The organism is Gordonia aquimaris (assembly GCF_026262595.1).
In the GTDB taxonomy this organism is placed as follows: domain Bacteria; phylum Actinomycetota; class Actinomycetes; order Mycobacteriales; family Mycobacteriaceae; genus Gordonia; species Gordonia tangerina.
Map to the genome: position 1 here is coordinate 305,088 of NZ_JAPKFM010000003.1, position 14,976 is coordinate 320,063.

General features: G+C 67.4%; 13 protein-coding genes. 6 read left to right on the forward strand and 7 right to left on the reverse strand.

Annotated features, from left to right (window positions below; translation table 11 throughout):
• Positions 1-199: 199 nt before the first annotated feature.
• The 3 genes from OSB52_RS05070 to ygfZ all read right to left on the reverse strand — a co-directional run bounded on the left by OSB52_RS05070 (position 200) and on the right by ygfZ (position 2,368).
• Positions 200-376: a DUF3073 domain-containing protein gene (locus OSB52_RS05070; protein ID WP_235725938.1), complete on the reverse strand. Its 177-nt coding sequence runs from the start codon at positions 374-376 to the stop codon at positions 200-202.
• Between the two features lie 169 nt (positions 377-545).
• Positions 546-1,196: an MOSC domain-containing protein gene (locus OSB52_RS05075; RefSeq protein WP_266060508.1), complete on the reverse strand. Its 651-nt coding sequence runs from the start codon at positions 1,194-1,196 to the stop codon at positions 546-548.
• On the reverse strand, positions 1,193-2,368 hold the full coding sequence (ygfZ, locus tag OSB52_RS05080) for a CAF17-like 4Fe-4S cluster assembly/insertion protein YgfZ (protein ID WP_266060509.1): 1,176 nt from the start codon (positions 2,366-2,368) through the stop codon (positions 1,193-1,195). The genes OSB52_RS05075 and ygfZ overlap by 4 nt, the downstream gene beginning before the upstream one ends.
• 103 nt (positions 2,369-2,471) lie before the next feature.
• Here ygfZ and OSB52_RS05085 point away from each other — a divergent pair, with 103 nt between their 5' ends.
• The 6 genes from OSB52_RS05085 to OSB52_RS05110 all read left to right on the forward strand — a co-directional run bounded on the left by OSB52_RS05085 (position 2,472) and on the right by OSB52_RS05110 (position 11,604).
• Positions 2,472-3,347, forward strand: coding sequence for an aminodeoxychorismate lyase (locus tag OSB52_RS05085; protein ID WP_266060511.1), 876 nt, complete (start codon positions 2,472-2,474; stop codon positions 3,345-3,347).
• A 248-nt stretch (positions 3,348-3,595) separates the two neighbouring features.
• A complete protein-coding gene (locus OSB52_RS05090; protein ID WP_266060512.1) occupies positions 3,596-5,152 on the forward strand; it encodes a cytochrome ubiquinol oxidase subunit I in 1,557 nt (518 codons plus the stop codon).
• An 11-nt stretch (positions 5,153-5,163) separates the two neighbouring features.
• Positions 5,164-6,246: a cytochrome d ubiquinol oxidase subunit II gene (gene cydB / locus OSB52_RS05095; protein WP_266060513.1), complete on the forward strand. Its 1,083-nt coding sequence runs from the start codon at positions 5,164-5,166 to the stop codon at positions 6,244-6,246.
• Positions 6,243-8,000 (forward strand): thiol reductant ABC exporter subunit CydD, encoded by a 1,758-nt coding sequence (gene cydD / locus OSB52_RS05100; protein WP_372512326.1) that lies wholly within the window; start codon positions 6,243-6,245, stop codon positions 7,998-8,000. The genes cydB and cydD overlap by 4 nt, the downstream gene beginning before the upstream one ends.
• Positions 7,997-9,775, forward strand: a complete 1,779-nt coding sequence (cydC, locus tag OSB52_RS05105; RefSeq protein ID WP_266060514.1) for a thiol reductant ABC exporter subunit CydC — start codon at positions 7,997-7,999, stop codon at positions 9,773-9,775. The genes cydD and cydC overlap by 4 nt, the downstream gene beginning before the upstream one ends.
• Positions 9,776-10,263: 488 nt before the next feature.
• Complete coding sequence (locus OSB52_RS05110) at positions 10,264-11,604, forward strand: hypothetical protein (RefSeq protein WP_266060516.1); 1,341 nt, start codon at positions 10,264-10,266, stop codon at positions 11,602-11,604.
• Between the two features lie 17 nt (positions 11,605-11,621).
• Here OSB52_RS05110 and OSB52_RS05115 read toward each other — a convergent pair whose 3' ends face one another.
• From OSB52_RS05115 to OSB52_RS05130, 4 genes are all read right to left on the reverse strand, one after another.
• The gene (locus OSB52_RS05115; protein ID WP_235725930.1) at positions 11,622-12,287 is read right to left on the reverse strand and encodes a heme-binding beta-barrel domain-containing protein; all 666 of its coding nucleotides are present in this window, start codon (positions 12,285-12,287) and stop codon (positions 11,622-11,624) included.
• A gap of 248 nt (positions 12,288-12,535) precedes the next feature.
• The gene (locus tag OSB52_RS05120; RefSeq protein ID WP_235725929.1) at positions 12,536-12,841 is read right to left on the reverse strand and encodes a DUF1416 domain-containing protein; all 306 of its coding nucleotides are present in this window, start codon (positions 12,839-12,841) and stop codon (positions 12,536-12,538) included.
• A 2-nt stretch (positions 12,842-12,843) separates the two neighbouring features.
• On the reverse strand, positions 12,844-13,683 hold the full coding sequence (locus OSB52_RS05125; protein WP_235725928.1) for a sulfurtransferase: 840 nt from the start codon (positions 13,681-13,683) through the stop codon (positions 12,844-12,846).
• A 316-nt stretch (positions 13,684-13,999) separates the two neighbouring features.
• On the reverse strand, positions 14,000-14,911 hold the full coding sequence (locus OSB52_RS05130) for an LmeA family phospholipid-binding protein (RefSeq protein WP_266060518.1): 912 nt from the start codon (positions 14,909-14,911) through the stop codon (positions 14,000-14,002).
• Positions 14,912-14,976: the final 65 nt, after the last annotated feature.

Below are 14,976 nucleotides of genomic sequence, written 5' to 3' on the forward strand. Positions count from 1 at the left end.
GGTATTCGGACGCGACGTGACCGACCGCCCGCAGGTGGTCCGGCGATGGTTCGGTCGCACGTCAGAGACCCAGCACGAAACCACACCCGGGGCGAAGACGGGCAACAATGCCCAGAGTTTGCCGATCAGGTGTGGTTTCGTGTGATGCGCACCGACAACGATGCAGAGGCATGAGGGTCATGCCGACGTCGAACGAGAGTCAGGCTCTACGCCACTCGTCCTCATCGGCCCACTCATCCACTGGATCCCGGCGATCCGCCGAGTCGTCCGACCCGGACAGCTCGCGCTGCAAGCTGTCGAAGTCGGTGTGGGGAGTGGAGTACTTCAGCTGACGAGCAACCTTCGTCTGCTTTGCTTTTGCCCGGCCGCGGCCCATGTGGGACCCCCTCGCACAATGACGGGGCGGCCAAACACTTGGCGGCCCCGTTCTCTAGGTAATGAATCTGTCGTGGGACCCAGTTTAGCGCGCTCGTCTCGATAATGCGGATCGCCCTGCCGTACACGCCGACGCCGACGCAGAATGTGCTGCGCAGAGCGTCAAAAATTCAGGTCCGGGCGAGCTTGCGGGAGGCCTCGCGGTGCACCTTGGGTGCGAGACTGTCGTGGGAGAGCAACACCGACAGAGCCTCGGCATCGGCCTCGGTGCCGGCGAGTAGGTGGCGCACCAGAACGCCGTGCGAGGGTCGGTATGTCACCCGCACGACGTCCCCTGCGGCGACACTGCCGGGCCGCACGATGCGCAGGTAGGTGCCGGTGTCGGCACGTGCCATGAATCGCTTCACCCACTTCGGTTCACCAGCCCAGGAGGCGAAGGTCCGGCACGGGGTGCGCGGGATCGTCGTCTCCACCACCAGACCGTCGTCGCCGATCTCCCACCGCTCACCGACCACCGCGTCGGTGGTCTCGAGCCCGTCGATGCGAAGGTTCTCCCCGAACCACCCGTGCGGGAGGTCGCGGTCGAGTTCCTCGGCCCACCGCTGCGCCTCGCGTTCGCTGTAGGCGTACAGCGCCTGGTCGATCCCGCCGTGGTGCTTGGTATCGACGACGTGGTCGGTCACCAGGCCTAGTTCGGTGACCTGAATCCGGCCTGTTTGCGGGCGTTTGTCTATTCCGCTGGCGCCGACGTTGTCCAGGATCACATCGTGGCCTGCGGCACAGACGGTCAGCACGGTGCCGCTCGGTGGCGCGTCGTTCACGAGTTCTGTCCGCCGCGGCGGAGCCGCTCGACCGCTGCGCGTCCGGCCTGCACGTGGTCGTCGGAGCGCACCGAATCGGGATCGATCCGGGCGGACACCGGATGTTCGCCGTTGACGAGGAGGTCGACGTCGGGTCCCACCGACCGCTTCACCAGCGCGAGGGCGATCGGGCCCCATTCGAAGTGATCCACCACCGTCCCGACCCGGCCGACGGTCCGACCGCCCGCAGTCACCGGGTCGCCGGTGGCCGGCCGCTCGTCCCCACTGCCGTCGAGGTGAAGCAGGACGAGGCGTCGCGGCGACTTGCCGAGGTTGTGTACCCGAGCGACCGTCTCCTGGCCGCGGTAGCACCCCTTGTCGAGGTGGACCGCACCGTGAACCTCCGGACCCCCGATCCAGTCGACCTCGTGCGGGATGGTGCGTTCATCGGTGTCGACACCCAGCCGCGGTCGCAGCGCCGCGACGCGCATCGCGTCGTAAGCCCAGGTGCCGGCCATCCGGACGCCGAGTTCGGTGAGCTGCGCCCACCACGACTGCACCGCATGGTCGGGCACCACGAGGTCGACCACCGGCACTCGTCCGCCGTCACCGAGGCCGGGCATGACCCGCCAGAAGCCGATCGGCTCGTCCTCGTGGTGCAGTTCGGGGAGGCTGCCGGCGGTGTACACCTCGGCATCGGGCGTCAGTTCGAGCAGCTCGGCGATGGGTCCACCGACGATGTCGGGACCGATCAGCGTCAACACCGCCATGTCGGGGCGCGCGGCCGGTTCGGCCTTGGCCCAGAACACCATCTTGGTGAGGAAGTCCGTGAACGGGGCGCCCCGGCTGCCCTCGCAGTCGATCCAGGTGATCCCGTCGATGTCGGTGAGCACGAAATGCTCCTCGACACGCCCGTTCAGGTCGAGAGAGAGGTTCTCGGCGCTGTGCCGGTCGGCGAGCGACGCGACGTGCTGGCTGGAGATGGTGTGCAGCCAGGACAAACGATCGGCGCCCGGGATCTCGATGACGGCCCGATCGGACCTGTCGACGATCACCGCGGTGCGTTGCGCTGCCCGCTGCTCCCCGAGAGGATCTCCATAGTGCCAGGCGACATGGAGCAGGTCGTCGGCGGAATCGGGACCGGGCACGGCGCCCTGGTCGGAGTACCTGGTCAAAATTGGTGACGCGGCCACAACGTCCATCCTACGGGTCGACGCGTTCGCATCTTGGCGGCCCGAAAGGCGCACTGCCTACGGGATCCCGCGAATCCTCGGTGTGGGTAGCTAGCCTCGTGCCATGGCTGTTGCGCAGATCCTGGTGACCCTCGACGGCACGGTGCATGACCCCGACGTCCCGTTCCTGCACGCCGACGACCTCGCCGCGCTGCGCGGGGACGGGGTGTTCGAGACGCTGCTCATCCGTTCCGGGCGTACCCGCAAGGTGGGCGCGCACCTCGATCGGCTCGAGCGCAGTGCAGCGATGATGGAGCTGCCCGCGCCCGACCGTGCGCAGTGGCGCGGTGCCATCGAGGTCGTCGAGAAGCAGTGGTCCCGCGCAAACCCTGATGCCGAGGCATGGCTGCGCCTGGTCTACTCGCGCGGCCGGGAGAGTGTCCCGGACGCTGGACCGACGGCCTACCTGATGGCCGGGCCGGTTGCCGACCGGGTCGCCGCGGCCCGGTCCGAGGGCGTTTCGGTGGTGACGCTGGACCGCGGGTTCTCCACCGACCTCGCCGACCGCGCCCCGTGGCAGCTGTTGGGCGCCAAGACCTTGAGCTATGCGACCAACATGGCTGCGCTGCGCTACGCGGCTGCGAACGGGTTCGATGACGTGATTTACCTGAGTAGTGAGGGCTCGGTCCTCGAGGGGCCGCGCTCGACAGTCGTCACCGTGACCGGAACCACCCTGACCACCCCGCCGTCGGAGGCCGGAATCCTGCCGGGCACCACTCAACGAGCGGTGTTCGAAACCGCGGCGTCCGAAGGGTGGACCACCCGCACCGACGCGCTCGGCCGCGCCGACCTCATCGCGGCGGACTCGGTCTGGCTGATCAGCAGTGTCGCGCTGGCCGCGCGGGTCACCTCGCTCAATCGCTACATCATGCCGGTGTCACCGAACCACCACGATTTCGTCGATTTGGTGGACCGTGCCATTTGTGTTGATCGAGAATGATGTCGTCATCGGGGTCCTTCGGCGGTGACCGAGCTCTGGCGCGCCGAACGACGCGATGCATCCCACAATTGAATCCGGGTGCGATCTGACTGCGAAGGGCTTGAGCCGGACGTTCTGCGCAGCGTAGCGTGGGCCACACACCTACTACGACGTCTTGTAGTAGTAGGTGTGGTTCGGTGGTCAGGAGTTCGCACAGCCGGACCGGCCCGTGCATCGCAGCCCGATGCACCGACTCTGATTGAGGCGACATGGACGCTCTTGATGTCTCCCGATGGCAATTCGGGATCACCACCGTCTATCACTTCATTCTCGTCCCCCTGACCATCGGCCTGGCGCCGATGATCGCGGTGATGCAGACGGTCTGGCATGTGACCGGCAACGAGCAGTGGCTGCGCGCCACCAAGTTCTTCGGCAAGCTGTTCCTGATCAACTTCGCCCTCGGCGTCGCCACCGGCATCGTGCAGGAATTCCAGTTCGGCATGAACTGGAGCGAGTACAGCCGGTTCGTCGCCGACGTCTTCGGTGCGCCGCTGGCGTTCGAGGGTCTGGTCGCATTCTTCCTGGAGTCCACGTTCATCGGACTGTGGATCTTCGGTTGGGGCCGGCTGCCGCGTCGGGTACACCTCGCCTGCATCTGGCTTGCCGCAATCGGGGTCAATGCGTCCGCCTACTTCATCATCGCCGCCAACTCCTGGATGCAGCATCCGGTCGGTGTCGCCTGGGACGACTCACGTGACCGACCGGCGATGAATGACTTCTGGGCGGTGCTCACCAACAACACCACGTTGGCCGCCTTCCCCCATGTGATCGCCGGCGCTTTCCTGACCGCAGGCACTTTTGTCGCGGCGATCGGTTGCTGGTGGATGGCTCGCAACATGTGGCGGGCGAAGAAACTGCGCGCGGCGTCTGAAGCCGGCGAGACCGCCGATCTGCCGCCCACCACCTCGCCGAGCCAGGTCGACGCCACGCCGGAAGATCTGGAGCACGACGCCCGTCGTCTCTGGCGCCCGGTGACCAGATTGGCACTGTGGGTCGTGATGGTCTCCGGTGTCGCGCTGTTCATCACCGGCGACATCCAGGCCGAGATCATGTTCAAACAGCAGCCGATGAAGATGGCCTCGGCGGAGTCGCTGTGCGAAACCACCACCGGCGCGCCGTTCTCGGTGCTCGCCATCGGACGGCAGAACAACTGCGACAACATCACCCAGGTCATCGAGATCCCGAACATGCTGTCCTTCCTGGCCAACCGGGACATCAACAGCACTGTGCAGGGTGTCAACGAGTTGCAGGTGCAGTATCAGGAACAATTCGGCATGCCGGGCCAGAGCTTCGCGCCGAATCTGTTCGTCACCTACTGGGGTTTCCGCGCCATGATCACCTGGGCGCTCGGGTCGGCCCTGCTCGCGCTGGGCGCGCTGTGGCTCACCCGCAAGAAGCGGGTGGTGGAATCCCGCAGATTCGGGTTGTTCGCGCTGTGGATGATTCCGACCCCGTTCCTGGCCAACAGTTCCGGCTGGATCTTCACCGAGATGGGCCGCCAGCCGTGGGTGGTGGTGCCGAACTGGGAAGATGACCTCGATCCACTGCGCATCCACATGCTGGTGCAGGACGGTGTGTCCGACCATGTGGCGGCGACAGTGTGGGTCACGCTGATCGGATTCACCCTGCTCTACGGTGCGCTCGGCGTGGTCTGGTTCATGCTGCAACGCCGATACATCATCGAGGGTCCGGCCACCTATGACGCGGTACCGCCCGACGAACCGTCGGATACTGATGAGCCCAAACAACTCTCGTTCGCGTACTGAGGAGGTCGACGATGGGTCTGCCCGAACTCTGGTTCCTGATCATCGCGTTTCTGTTCGTCGGCTACTTCGTGTTGGAAGGCTTCGATTTCGGCGTCGGCATGCTGATGCCGTTCCTCGGCCGCAGTCACACCGGCGGTGACGAATCGGTGTCACCCACCGAGGAGCTCGCCGATCCCGATGCTCGGCGTCGAACCATTCTCAACACCATCGGACCGGTGTGGGACGGCAACGAGGTATGGGTGATCACCGCCGGCGCCGCGCTGTTCGCGGCGTTCGGCGGCTGGTACGCAACGATGTTCAGCGCTTTCTATCTCCCGCTGTTCCTCATCCTGATCGGGCTGATCACCCGGGTCTGCGCCATCGAATGGCGCGGCAAGATCGACGATCCGAAGTGGCGCAAGGCCGCCGACGTGGGTATCGGCCTGGGCTCGTGGATTCCGGCGATCCTCTGGGGAGTGGCGTTCGCGAATGTGGTCCGTGGCATTCCCATCGACGCCGAATATCAATACACCGCAGGCTTCTTCAACCTGCTCAACCCGTACGCCCTGCTCGGCGGACTCACCACGCTGCTCGCCTTCTTGACCCACGGCGCGGTCTTCCTCGCGCTCAAGACCTCCGGTGTGCTGAAACAGGACGCAATGACCTACGCCGCACGGCTCGCGATCCCGACGCTCGTGGTGGCCGCGGTCTTCCTGCTCTGGACGCAGTTCGCCTACGGCAACGGATGGACCTGGATACCGGTGCTGATCGGCGCGGTTGCCGCGGTGGTGATGGTGGTCGCCACGCAGATCCGCCGAGAGGGCATCGCCTTCGCCGCGACCTTCGTCGCCATCGGCGGCACGGTGGCAACATTGTTCGCCGTGCTCTACCCGAACGTACTGCCGTCGAGCACGAGTGAGGCCTACAACCTCACCATCGCCAACACCTCGTCGAGCAACTACACGCTGACCATCATGACGTGGGCCGCGGTGCTGATCACCCCCGTTGTCATGGCCTACCAGGCATGGACCTACTGGGTCTTCCGCAAGCGGCTGTCCGTGGAGCAGATCCCGGCGCCCACCGGGTTGCCGTCATTGCGTATGCGTTCGCAGTGACCCGACCCCTCCGCGCCCCGGTTACCACGGCCACGGCCGAGGCCACGACCGAGGACGGTTCGCCGAATCCCGGGCCGGCCACCGCGGGACGGTCAGGGCCGGTCGATCCGCGACTGCTGCGGCACTCCACGGTTGCCCGCGGCTACGTTGTCGCCACGGCGATGTTCGCCTTCGCCGGTGTGGCGATGACCATCGTGACAGCGGCGATGGCGGCTTCGATCGTCTCCGAACTCATCGTCGACCCGAGCCGGCGATCGTTGGGTGCCCAACAACTGCATCTGGCGGTGTTGGCCGGGGCTCTCGTCGCGCGCGGAATGCTGACCTACTTGCACGACCGTTACGCCCACCGTGGGGCCGCGCGGGTCATCGCCCAGCTGCGCGGCCGGGCGCTCGACGTCCTCACGGACCCGACGCAGACCTCGGTGCGTGCCCTGGTGGCCCGTCGCGAACACGCCGCGACGGTGGTGTTGCGGGGACTCGACGCGTTGGGACCATACCTGTCGGGTTACCTTCCCGCACTGATCGTCACGATGACGGTCACGCCGACGGTCGTGGTGGTGATCGGGTTCACCGATTGGCCGTCGGCTGTGGCCATCCTCATCACTTTGCCGCTGATCCCGCTGTTCATGATCCTCATCGGTCTGATGACCCGGGAACGGACCGATCGCAAACTGGCGGCGACCAGTCGCCTGGCGGCGCAACTGCTCGACCTGATCGCCGGACTACCGACTCTGCGTGCGCTCAACCGCGCTCGTGGTCCGGCGGCGAGGGTGGCCGAACTTGGTCGGGCGCAGCGACGCAGCACGATGTCGGCGTTGCGGGTGGCCTTCCTGTCGGGGGCGGTGCTGGAACTGCTGGCCACCTTGAGTGTGGCGGTGGTCGCGGTCGGCATCGGTCTACGGCTGGTCCACGGCGACATGAGCCTGTATGCCGGTGTGCTGGCGCTCATCCTGGCTCCTGAGGCCTATCACCCGTTGCGGCAGGTGGGCGCCCAGTTCCACAACTCCGCCGACGGCGTCGCCGCCGCCGGCGAGGTCCTCGACCTGATCGAGTCGGCACCCGACGACGCGGTGATCGCGCCGGGCCGCCGGGGCTGTTCGGTGGCCGGGCAGCCGGTCCGACTGCTCGATGTCGGTGTGCACGGCCGGGACGGCTGGGCACCCGAGCACCTCGACGCCGTGTTCGAACCCGGCCGGCTCACCATGGTGACCGGGGCGAACGGGGCCGGGAAGTCCACCGCCCTGCTGGCGGTGATGGGGCTGGTGGCTCCCGACAGCGGGTCGGTGCTGATCGGCTCGATTCCCGTCGCCGAACTCGAACCGAGCCTCCTGCACGAACAGATCGCGTGGCTGCCGCAGCAACCCGTGATGGTGCCCGGCACGGTGAGCGAGAACCTCGCGCTGTTCGGCCGGCTCGAATCGGCTGCGTCGGCCCGTGCCGCGGCTGCCACCGGGTTCGACAGGGTGCTCGCGGCCCTGCCCGACGGCGTCGACACCCCGATCGGTGCGGACGGCTCGGGGCTGTCGGCCGGCCAGCGTCAGCGTCTCGCGCTCACCCGGACACTGGCGTCCCCGGCGCCTCTGCTTTTGCTCGACGAACCGGCGGCGCATCTCGACGACGCATCGGTGCGTGCCGTATTCGAGGTCCTGTCCGCCCGGGCGGCGGCGGGGGACACCGTGGTGGTGGTGGCCCATCAGTCGGTGGCACGCGCGTTCGCCGATCGTGTTCTCGTAGTCGGACAGGAGTCGGCATGACGACCCGACCCGGCCGGGATATCGGCACGGCGCCCCCGGTGTCATCGGACGCCGCGCTGCGCCGGGCCTTCGCTTTCCTCGGGCTGCGTGGGCGCCCGCTGGTCAAGTCGATCCTCCTCGGTGTCGGCGGAGCCCTCTCGGCACTGGGACTCGCCGCGCTGTCGGCCTGGCTGATCACCCGCGCCTGGCAGATGCCGCCCGTGCTCTACCTGTCGGTCGCGATCACCGCGGTGCGCGCCCTCGGCATCTCTCGCGGTGTCTTTCGCTATCTCGAGCGTCTGGCCACCCATGATCTGGCGCTCGGCGCGATGGCCACTGCACGCGAGCGGGTGTACCGGACTCTGGCCGCGGGCTCGCCCGCCTACTCGGTCAGCCTGCGGCGCTCGGACTTGCTCGGCCGAACCGGTGACGACATCGACGAGATCGGCAACGCCCTGATCCGCGGCGTCATCCCGATCGCCGTGGGCGCGGTGACCAGCGTGGCGGCCGTCGCCATCATGGCTTCCGTCTCCTGGTGGGCCGCCGGGGTGCTCGCGGTCGCAATGATCGTCAGCGGACTGCTCGCACCGGCGCTGGCCGCGCGGGGAGCGGCGCGGACCATCGCGGACTCCTCCGCCGCACATGACCGGTCGGCCGATGCCGCGGTCACCGCGCTGTGGCATGCGCCGGAACTGACCGTGGCCCGTCGACGCTCCGAGGTGTTGGCCATCGCGCGGCGCACCGAGGCCGACGCCCTGGCCGCAGCCGACCGCGGCCTGCGCTACGAGGCGGCGGCGAGTGCCGCCACACCGCTGTCGATGGGGGCATCACTGCTCGCGGCATGCCTCATCGGGGTGCACCTGGCCTCGCAGATCCCCGGATCGCTGGCCGACGTGGCATCGGGGGAGGGGCTGACACCGATGGTGCTCGGAGTCCTGATCCTGTTGCCGTTGTCGGCGTTCGAATCGACGGGTCCGCTCACCGAGGCGGGTATCCAACTCGAGCGCAGTCGTCAGAGCGCCCGACGGGTGATGGCCCTGGTGGACGGTGCCGGTGTGGACGGCGCCGCAGGAGAACCCGAGGGCGACGGACCCGATCGCGCCATTCACTCCGGCCCGGTCACCCTGGACACCACCGGCCTGCGGTGGGGATGGCCTGCCGGCGATTGCCTGGGATCGGCCGACGGACTCGATCTGCACTTGTCACCGGGCGACCGCTTGGTGATCGTCGGTCCGAGCGGCGCGGGCAAGAGCACCCTCGGCCTCACCGTGACCGGGCTGTTGGCACCGCACGCGGGCCGCATCGACACCCGCGACGACCACGGCGCGACAGTGGACGTCCGCTCGGCGAGCTGCTATTTCGCCGAGGAAGGCCACCTGTTCTCCACCACGCTGCGGGAGAATCTGCGGGTCGCCCGCGGGGACGCGAGCGACGACGAGCTGGTCGCCGCCCTCGAGTCCGTGGGTCTGCGGACCTGGCTGGCGGGTCTGGCCGACGGACTCGACACCGAGCTCGTCGGGGGGTCGGCGGCCGTCAGTGGTGGGCAGCGCAGACGTCTGCTGCTCGCGCGGGCTGTGGTGCACCCGGCGCCGGTGGTGGTGCTCGACGAGCCGACCGAGCACCTCGACGCTGCCGACTCGGCGGTGCTGCTGCACCGACTTCTCGGGCGTACCCGCGGCCTGTTCGATTCGGCGCGGATCGTGGTGGTGATCACGCATGATCCTGCAGCACAACAGATTTCGTCGGAGAATCCGCGATGCCGGGTGCTCGAGGTGCTGCCGTCGCCAACCGGCTGAAAACCTGTTGCCGCGCGCCGGGTCCGAGCGTATCTTCGTCGGTACACGAGGAAGGAGGTGGTTCGAAGTTGTATGACTGTTGGACACGTGAGGTGACCATCCGCTAGCGCGGACCGAGGTGTTCACCTCCGCGGAGTGCGCGGCCGATGCCGAGAGGGATCGGTGACGTCGCACCGGTCCGCGTCGGCGAATCCCAGGTGGTCACCCGGCCCCCGTACCCCGATCCTTGTCCGATCGGCTCAGGCCCGTTCACGGGCGGTACGGGGGCCGTCTGCGTCCGCGGCACCAGGCATTCGACGCGATGCGCCGGAAGTAACGCAGATCACCGCAGGGTCGATGCGTAATTCAAGTAGTCGACTACTCGTGTTCGCGACCTGATCGTGACGTGAACTAGGCACAGGCGTCGATCAGCACAGATCACACCGACCCATCCGCACCGGGCCGGGGCGCGAACCACAGATGAACGAATACTCGCAAGGGAGACCGCCATGACCACGACGCATGCACACGTGGTGTCCGTCCTGGACGAGCCGATCGCGCAGGGTCCGCGCGCGTCGGCGGCAGAGCTCGACGGCCGCGTCGACGAGCACGTCCGAGCGCGGTTTCTCACCCCCGATGATGCGGACTGGACCAACGACGGCGCCGCGAACTGGGTTGCCGGTCACGTCAGCGGGTTGGCGTATTCGCACGCACCCGGCGCCGACCACCTGGTCCTGCACAATCGCGGCGATTCCGAGCTCGGCGTGCTGTCGGTCCCCGAGCGGCCTGGTACCTCCGACAATGTCTTCACCCACCTGCCCGCCGGCAGCTCCGTGGCTCTGCCTTCCGCCGACTCCCACGTACTGCAATCGGCGCGCATCGACCGACGTCCGGTGCTTGTCGGGCAGATCCTCGAAGGCCGCGACGCACATACCGGTGAACCGCAGATGATTCTCGACGGCCCGGAAGTCGGCGAGGTCGATTGGGATCAGCGCGATCCCGACGGCATCTTCTGGCGACCCGGCGACGTCGATTTCGGGGTCCCCACGTCGCCGTCATTCGTCTTCGTCGACCCGCTGACGCACGGGGTTCATCACACCCGGATCGATTCCGAGGTGACCATTCACAACCGTTCCGACGGGCCCGTCGCGGTGTTGACCGTGGGCGCCGACGGGCCGCTGGACCTCCTGGTCGCCGAGCCGGGCGAGTCGGTGCCGGTGCCACCCGGCGACCAGGTCTGCTACGTGCAGGCGCCGCGGACCGACGGGAGCCCGACGATTCTGGGCGTGATGTGGTTGGCCGGTGGTGTACTGATGCCCAGTGCGCTGCCCGTCCCCGATCGTCGTGATCACCTGGCCCGCAACTTCCTGACGCCGTGGAGTGCCGATTGGGAGTGTGGCTACAACCAGCAGGACCACCTCGACGCCGAGGCCGACGGGGTGACCTACCAGTATCGAACGGGCGCCGAGACGTTGACCATCCGCAATACCGGCGACGAGTCGATCGCGGTGATCTACAACCTCGGATCGGATCGGGCAGTCGCCGAGATCGCGCCGCGCGGCAGACGGGTGTTCCCGGTGCGGTCGGATGCCGACACCGGGCAGGTGTTCTCGGTGGTGGGTACGCGACGGGGTGGAACCGCCGGGCGTGCGGCGAGTGTGGATTCCGCGGGTGGGTTCGTCCCGGGCGCATCCGGGCGGCCCGGCACCCCCACCAACTACGGGTCGGTGGTGGTCATGCTCGGGACCGTGGTCTACAGCGCCATCCCGAAGAAGAATCTGTATCTCGCCTGGTCAGATCGTCCCTGGTCAGATCGCCGTCACCGTCGGCATCGTCGGTCGCAGCACTGAGTGCTCGACGGTGGCGGTCAGCCGGCGACGCGGCGCAGTTTGGCCGACAGACGCGGGATGAGGTCACCGTCGGCGTCCACGCGTTCCTCGACGTAGGCCAGGTCACCGTCCTCGACAAGTCCGTAGAGCCGCTTGGCCCCACCGGTGCGGCGGCCGGAGTCGGCCTTGATCACCACATCGGTGGCGAGCTCCCAGGACGTTTGGGTCAGCGGTGCACCGTAGAAGAGTTCGATCGACCCCTCGGCATGGGCGAGAAGCAGTTCGATGCTGTCGTCGTCACCGATCCGCCAGAAGCCCGTCTCGCGCAGGTCCGGACGGACGAAGTGCGCATCCTCGTCGATCACCCAGGAGCGTGCCTGCCAGTTGAGGAAGTTCTGGCCGTCGTGGCTCACCACGATCTGTTGCGCGAAGTGATAGTCCTCGCCGGTCTCGGGGTCGTTCGCCTCACCCTCGCCCTGCCAGATCCCCACCATCGGTAGCAGGGCGAGCAGACCGGAATGCAGATCCGCGCCGTGGCGCAGGTTGGCGGTGTCGTGCGGCAGCGGCAGATCGCCCCACTCGGGCAGGTTCCGTTCGGCGGTCTCCCGCGCGCGTTCGGCCGCCTGGGTGATTGCTTCGTCGCCGGACCGGCGGCCGGCCGGGGTCGGCTGGTCGTCGGCGCCGTCCGCGTCTGCGGAGGTCACGACTCGTCGGTGATCAGACGGTAGAGGACGTACACACCGAACCAGGCGATCAGGATCGATGCCAGAATCAGCAGAATCTCGAAGAAGATGACCACGCGAGGAGTCTACCGCCCGGCTTTCGGGTCCTGCGCGGCGGTCGCTGCTCGGTCACCATGAGCGGCCCGAACACGGCGAGGCCCCCGGGTGGTACCCGGGGGCCTCGGTGGTCCAGTGGCGTGCTACTTGCTCACCACATACTCGCTGACGACCTATTTGCTCACGACGATGTCGTGCTCGTGCACGCCGGGTCCCTCCGGGGACACGGTCACGTCGCCGTTGCCCGACGACGACAGCGCACGCAACGTCCACTTGCCGGGAGCGGCGAAGAATCGGAAGTCGCCGGTCGGGCTGGCCACGACCTCGGCGGTGAACTCGCCGGTGGAGTCGAGCAGCCGGACGAACGCGCCGGCCACCGGGGTGCCCGACTCATCGTTGACGGCGCCGGTCAGCACGGTCTCCTTCTCGACGTCCACGCCGGCGGGAAGCTTCTGGCCCTGTTTGGGTGCAGCACACATGATTACTTTCCTTCTCCCAGCTCGACCGGGACACCGACCAGCGAACCGTACTCGGTCCAGCTGCCGTCGTAGTTCTTCACGTTCTGGTGGCCGAGCAGCTCCTTGAGCACGAACCAGGTGTGGCTCGACCGCTCGCCGATACGGCAGTAGGCGATGGTCTCCTTCTCGCCGTCGAGGCCCGCTTCGGAGTAGAGCTCGGCGAGATCCTCGTCGCTCTTGAAGGTGCCGTCCTCGTTGGCGGCCTTGCTCCACGGCACGTTGATCGCGCCCGGGATGTGACCGGGACGCTGGCTCTGCTCCTGCGGCAGGTGAGCCGGGGCGAGGATCTTGCCGGTGAATTCGTCGGGGCTGCGCACGTCGACCAGGTTCTTGGCGCCGATCGCGTCGACGACCTCGTCGCGGAACGCGCGGATGGAGGTGTCCGGCTCGGCGGCCTTGTAGCTGGTGGCCGGGCGGTTCACTGCGTCGGTCGACAGCGGACGGCCGTCGAGCTCCCACTTCTTGCGGCCACCGTCGAGCAGCTTGACATCGTTGTGGCCGTAGAGCTTGAAGTACCAGTACGCGTAGGCGGCGAACCAGTTGTTGTTGCCACCGTAGAGGACGACGGTGTCGTCGTTGGCGATGCCGCGCTCGGACAGGAGCTTGGAGAACTGGTCGGCGTCGACGAAGTCGCGACGGACCGGGTCCTGCAGATCGGTCTTCCAGTCGAGCTTCACGGCGCCGGCGATGTGGCCACCGTCGTACGCGCTGGTGTCCTCGTCGACCTCGACGAAGACGGTCTTGTCGGCGTTGAGGTTCTGCTCAGCCCAATCGGCGCTGACCAGGACGTCGCTGCGTGCCATGGTTGATCCTTCCCGAACTATCGGAGGTTGTGTGCGATGTGGAGCGGGTGATGAAGGCCGAACCGTCGTGGCAGATGTCGTCACCGACGGAGGAGTCCGGATCGGACACAATAGATGAGGTGTGCAAGACTGCCCGGCCGCCATCGAGAAGGTGAACGCGTCGATCTCCCGACGCCACGTCCACCGTCTAACGACAGCAACAGTCGGCGACACGACAGAAGTCGATCGCACGACGGCGAGTGAGCATGAACTCACGGCGCAGCTGCATGCGCCTCACCATACAGGGACGCATCGGCCCTCCCAAACGGCTGGGTGCTCAGAACTCGTCGGGCCGGAGGTCGCGGGCCCCGGTGTCGCCGATGAGCAGGACATCGCTACCTTCGCTGGTGGCCTCGGTGGGGGTGATGGCCCACGGCATCGGTACCGGGCCGAGGAGAGTGCTGAAGCGGGACAGAACGTAGGCGTGCAGGTCGTCGGCGATATCGGACTCGACGTGTTCTTCGGGTCCGCGATAGAAATCGGTCGCGGTGATTCGCAGCCGACCGTCGTCGACCGACAGGTCGGCCGCGACACTCACCCGTACGGTCGGGCCGGGATACATCGACGCCGACGGCGGCACATCGGTGGCCCGATTGACCGGGGGGAGCGCGACGGTGCCCGTCAGCAGCACACCGCTCGTCCGCCGCAACAGTCCGTCCGCGGGTCCGCCGCCACCCGCTCGGTCGGCGGGGGCCGGGGTGTTCACGGTCAGGTCGATGATGCCGAGCATGCGCCCGAGATTGACCGAATCGAGCCGCGTGTAGGCCTGCGCCGACGAGGTGTGTATCAAGTCACTTGGCTGAAATTCGAAGCCGTCGGGCACCGAGATCGCCCCCAGGGTCGCGCCCATCTCCGCGTGGCAGTCCGTGAGTTCTGGACAATCGACCGAGACGCCGCGCGCGGTGATCACCGCGCCGCCGAACTCGCCGGCGCGCGCGTGGCTCGTGAACGGAAAACCGCTGATCGTGACCTCGGGGTCGTAGCTCAGGCGTGGCGAATCGAGCAGTGCCTTCGACAGCGAGTGTTCGGCCCGCATCGCGACGAGGGTGTCGGCGAGCAGCGCCGCGGCCCCGAGTACGACGATCGCGACGATGCCGATCCCGATGCCTCGCCGCAGTGCGCGGCGCGGGTGCTCTGCGCGCTGTCGCCGACCCTCCCCGGTCGCCTTGTTAACAGCGAAACGCCCCATTGGCGCTATTCTGTCATCTATCGCGCACACGTTGGTAAGGCGGCGTAAACAATCGCCGGCGGTCC

Coding starts and splice junctions, on each gene's coding strand:
- cydB (WP_266060513.1), top strand. CDS start 5,164: ATGGGTCTGCCCGAACTCTGGTTCCTGATCATCGCGTTTCTGTTCGTC.
- OSB52_RS05085 (WP_266060511.1), top strand. CDS start 2,472: ATGGCTGTTGCGCAGATCCTGGTGACCCTCGACGGCACGGTGCATGAC.
- OSB52_RS05070 (WP_235725938.1), bottom strand. CDS start 376: ATGGGCCGCGGCCGGGCAAAAGCAAAGCAGACGAAGGTTGCTCGTCAG.
- OSB52_RS05130 (WP_266060518.1), bottom strand. CDS start 14,911: ATGGGGCGTTTCGCTGTTAACAAGGCGACCGGGGAGGGTCGGCGACAG.
- OSB52_RS05110 (WP_266060516.1), top strand. CDS start 10,264: ATGACCACGACGCATGCACACGTGGTGTCCGTCCTGGACGAGCCGATC.
- OSB52_RS05120 (WP_235725929.1), bottom strand. CDS start 12,841: ATGTGTGCTGCACCCAAACAGGGCCAGAAGCTTCCCGCCGGCGTGGAC.
- OSB52_RS05125 (WP_235725928.1), bottom strand. CDS start 13,683: ATGGCACGCAGCGACGTCCTGGTCAGCGCCGATTGGGCTGAGCAGAAC.
- OSB52_RS05090 (WP_266060512.1), top strand. CDS start 3,596: ATGGACGCTCTTGATGTCTCCCGATGGCAATTCGGGATCACCACCGTC.
- cydC (WP_266060514.1), top strand. CDS start 7,997: ATGACGACCCGACCCGGCCGGGATATCGGCACGGCGCCCCCGGTGTCA.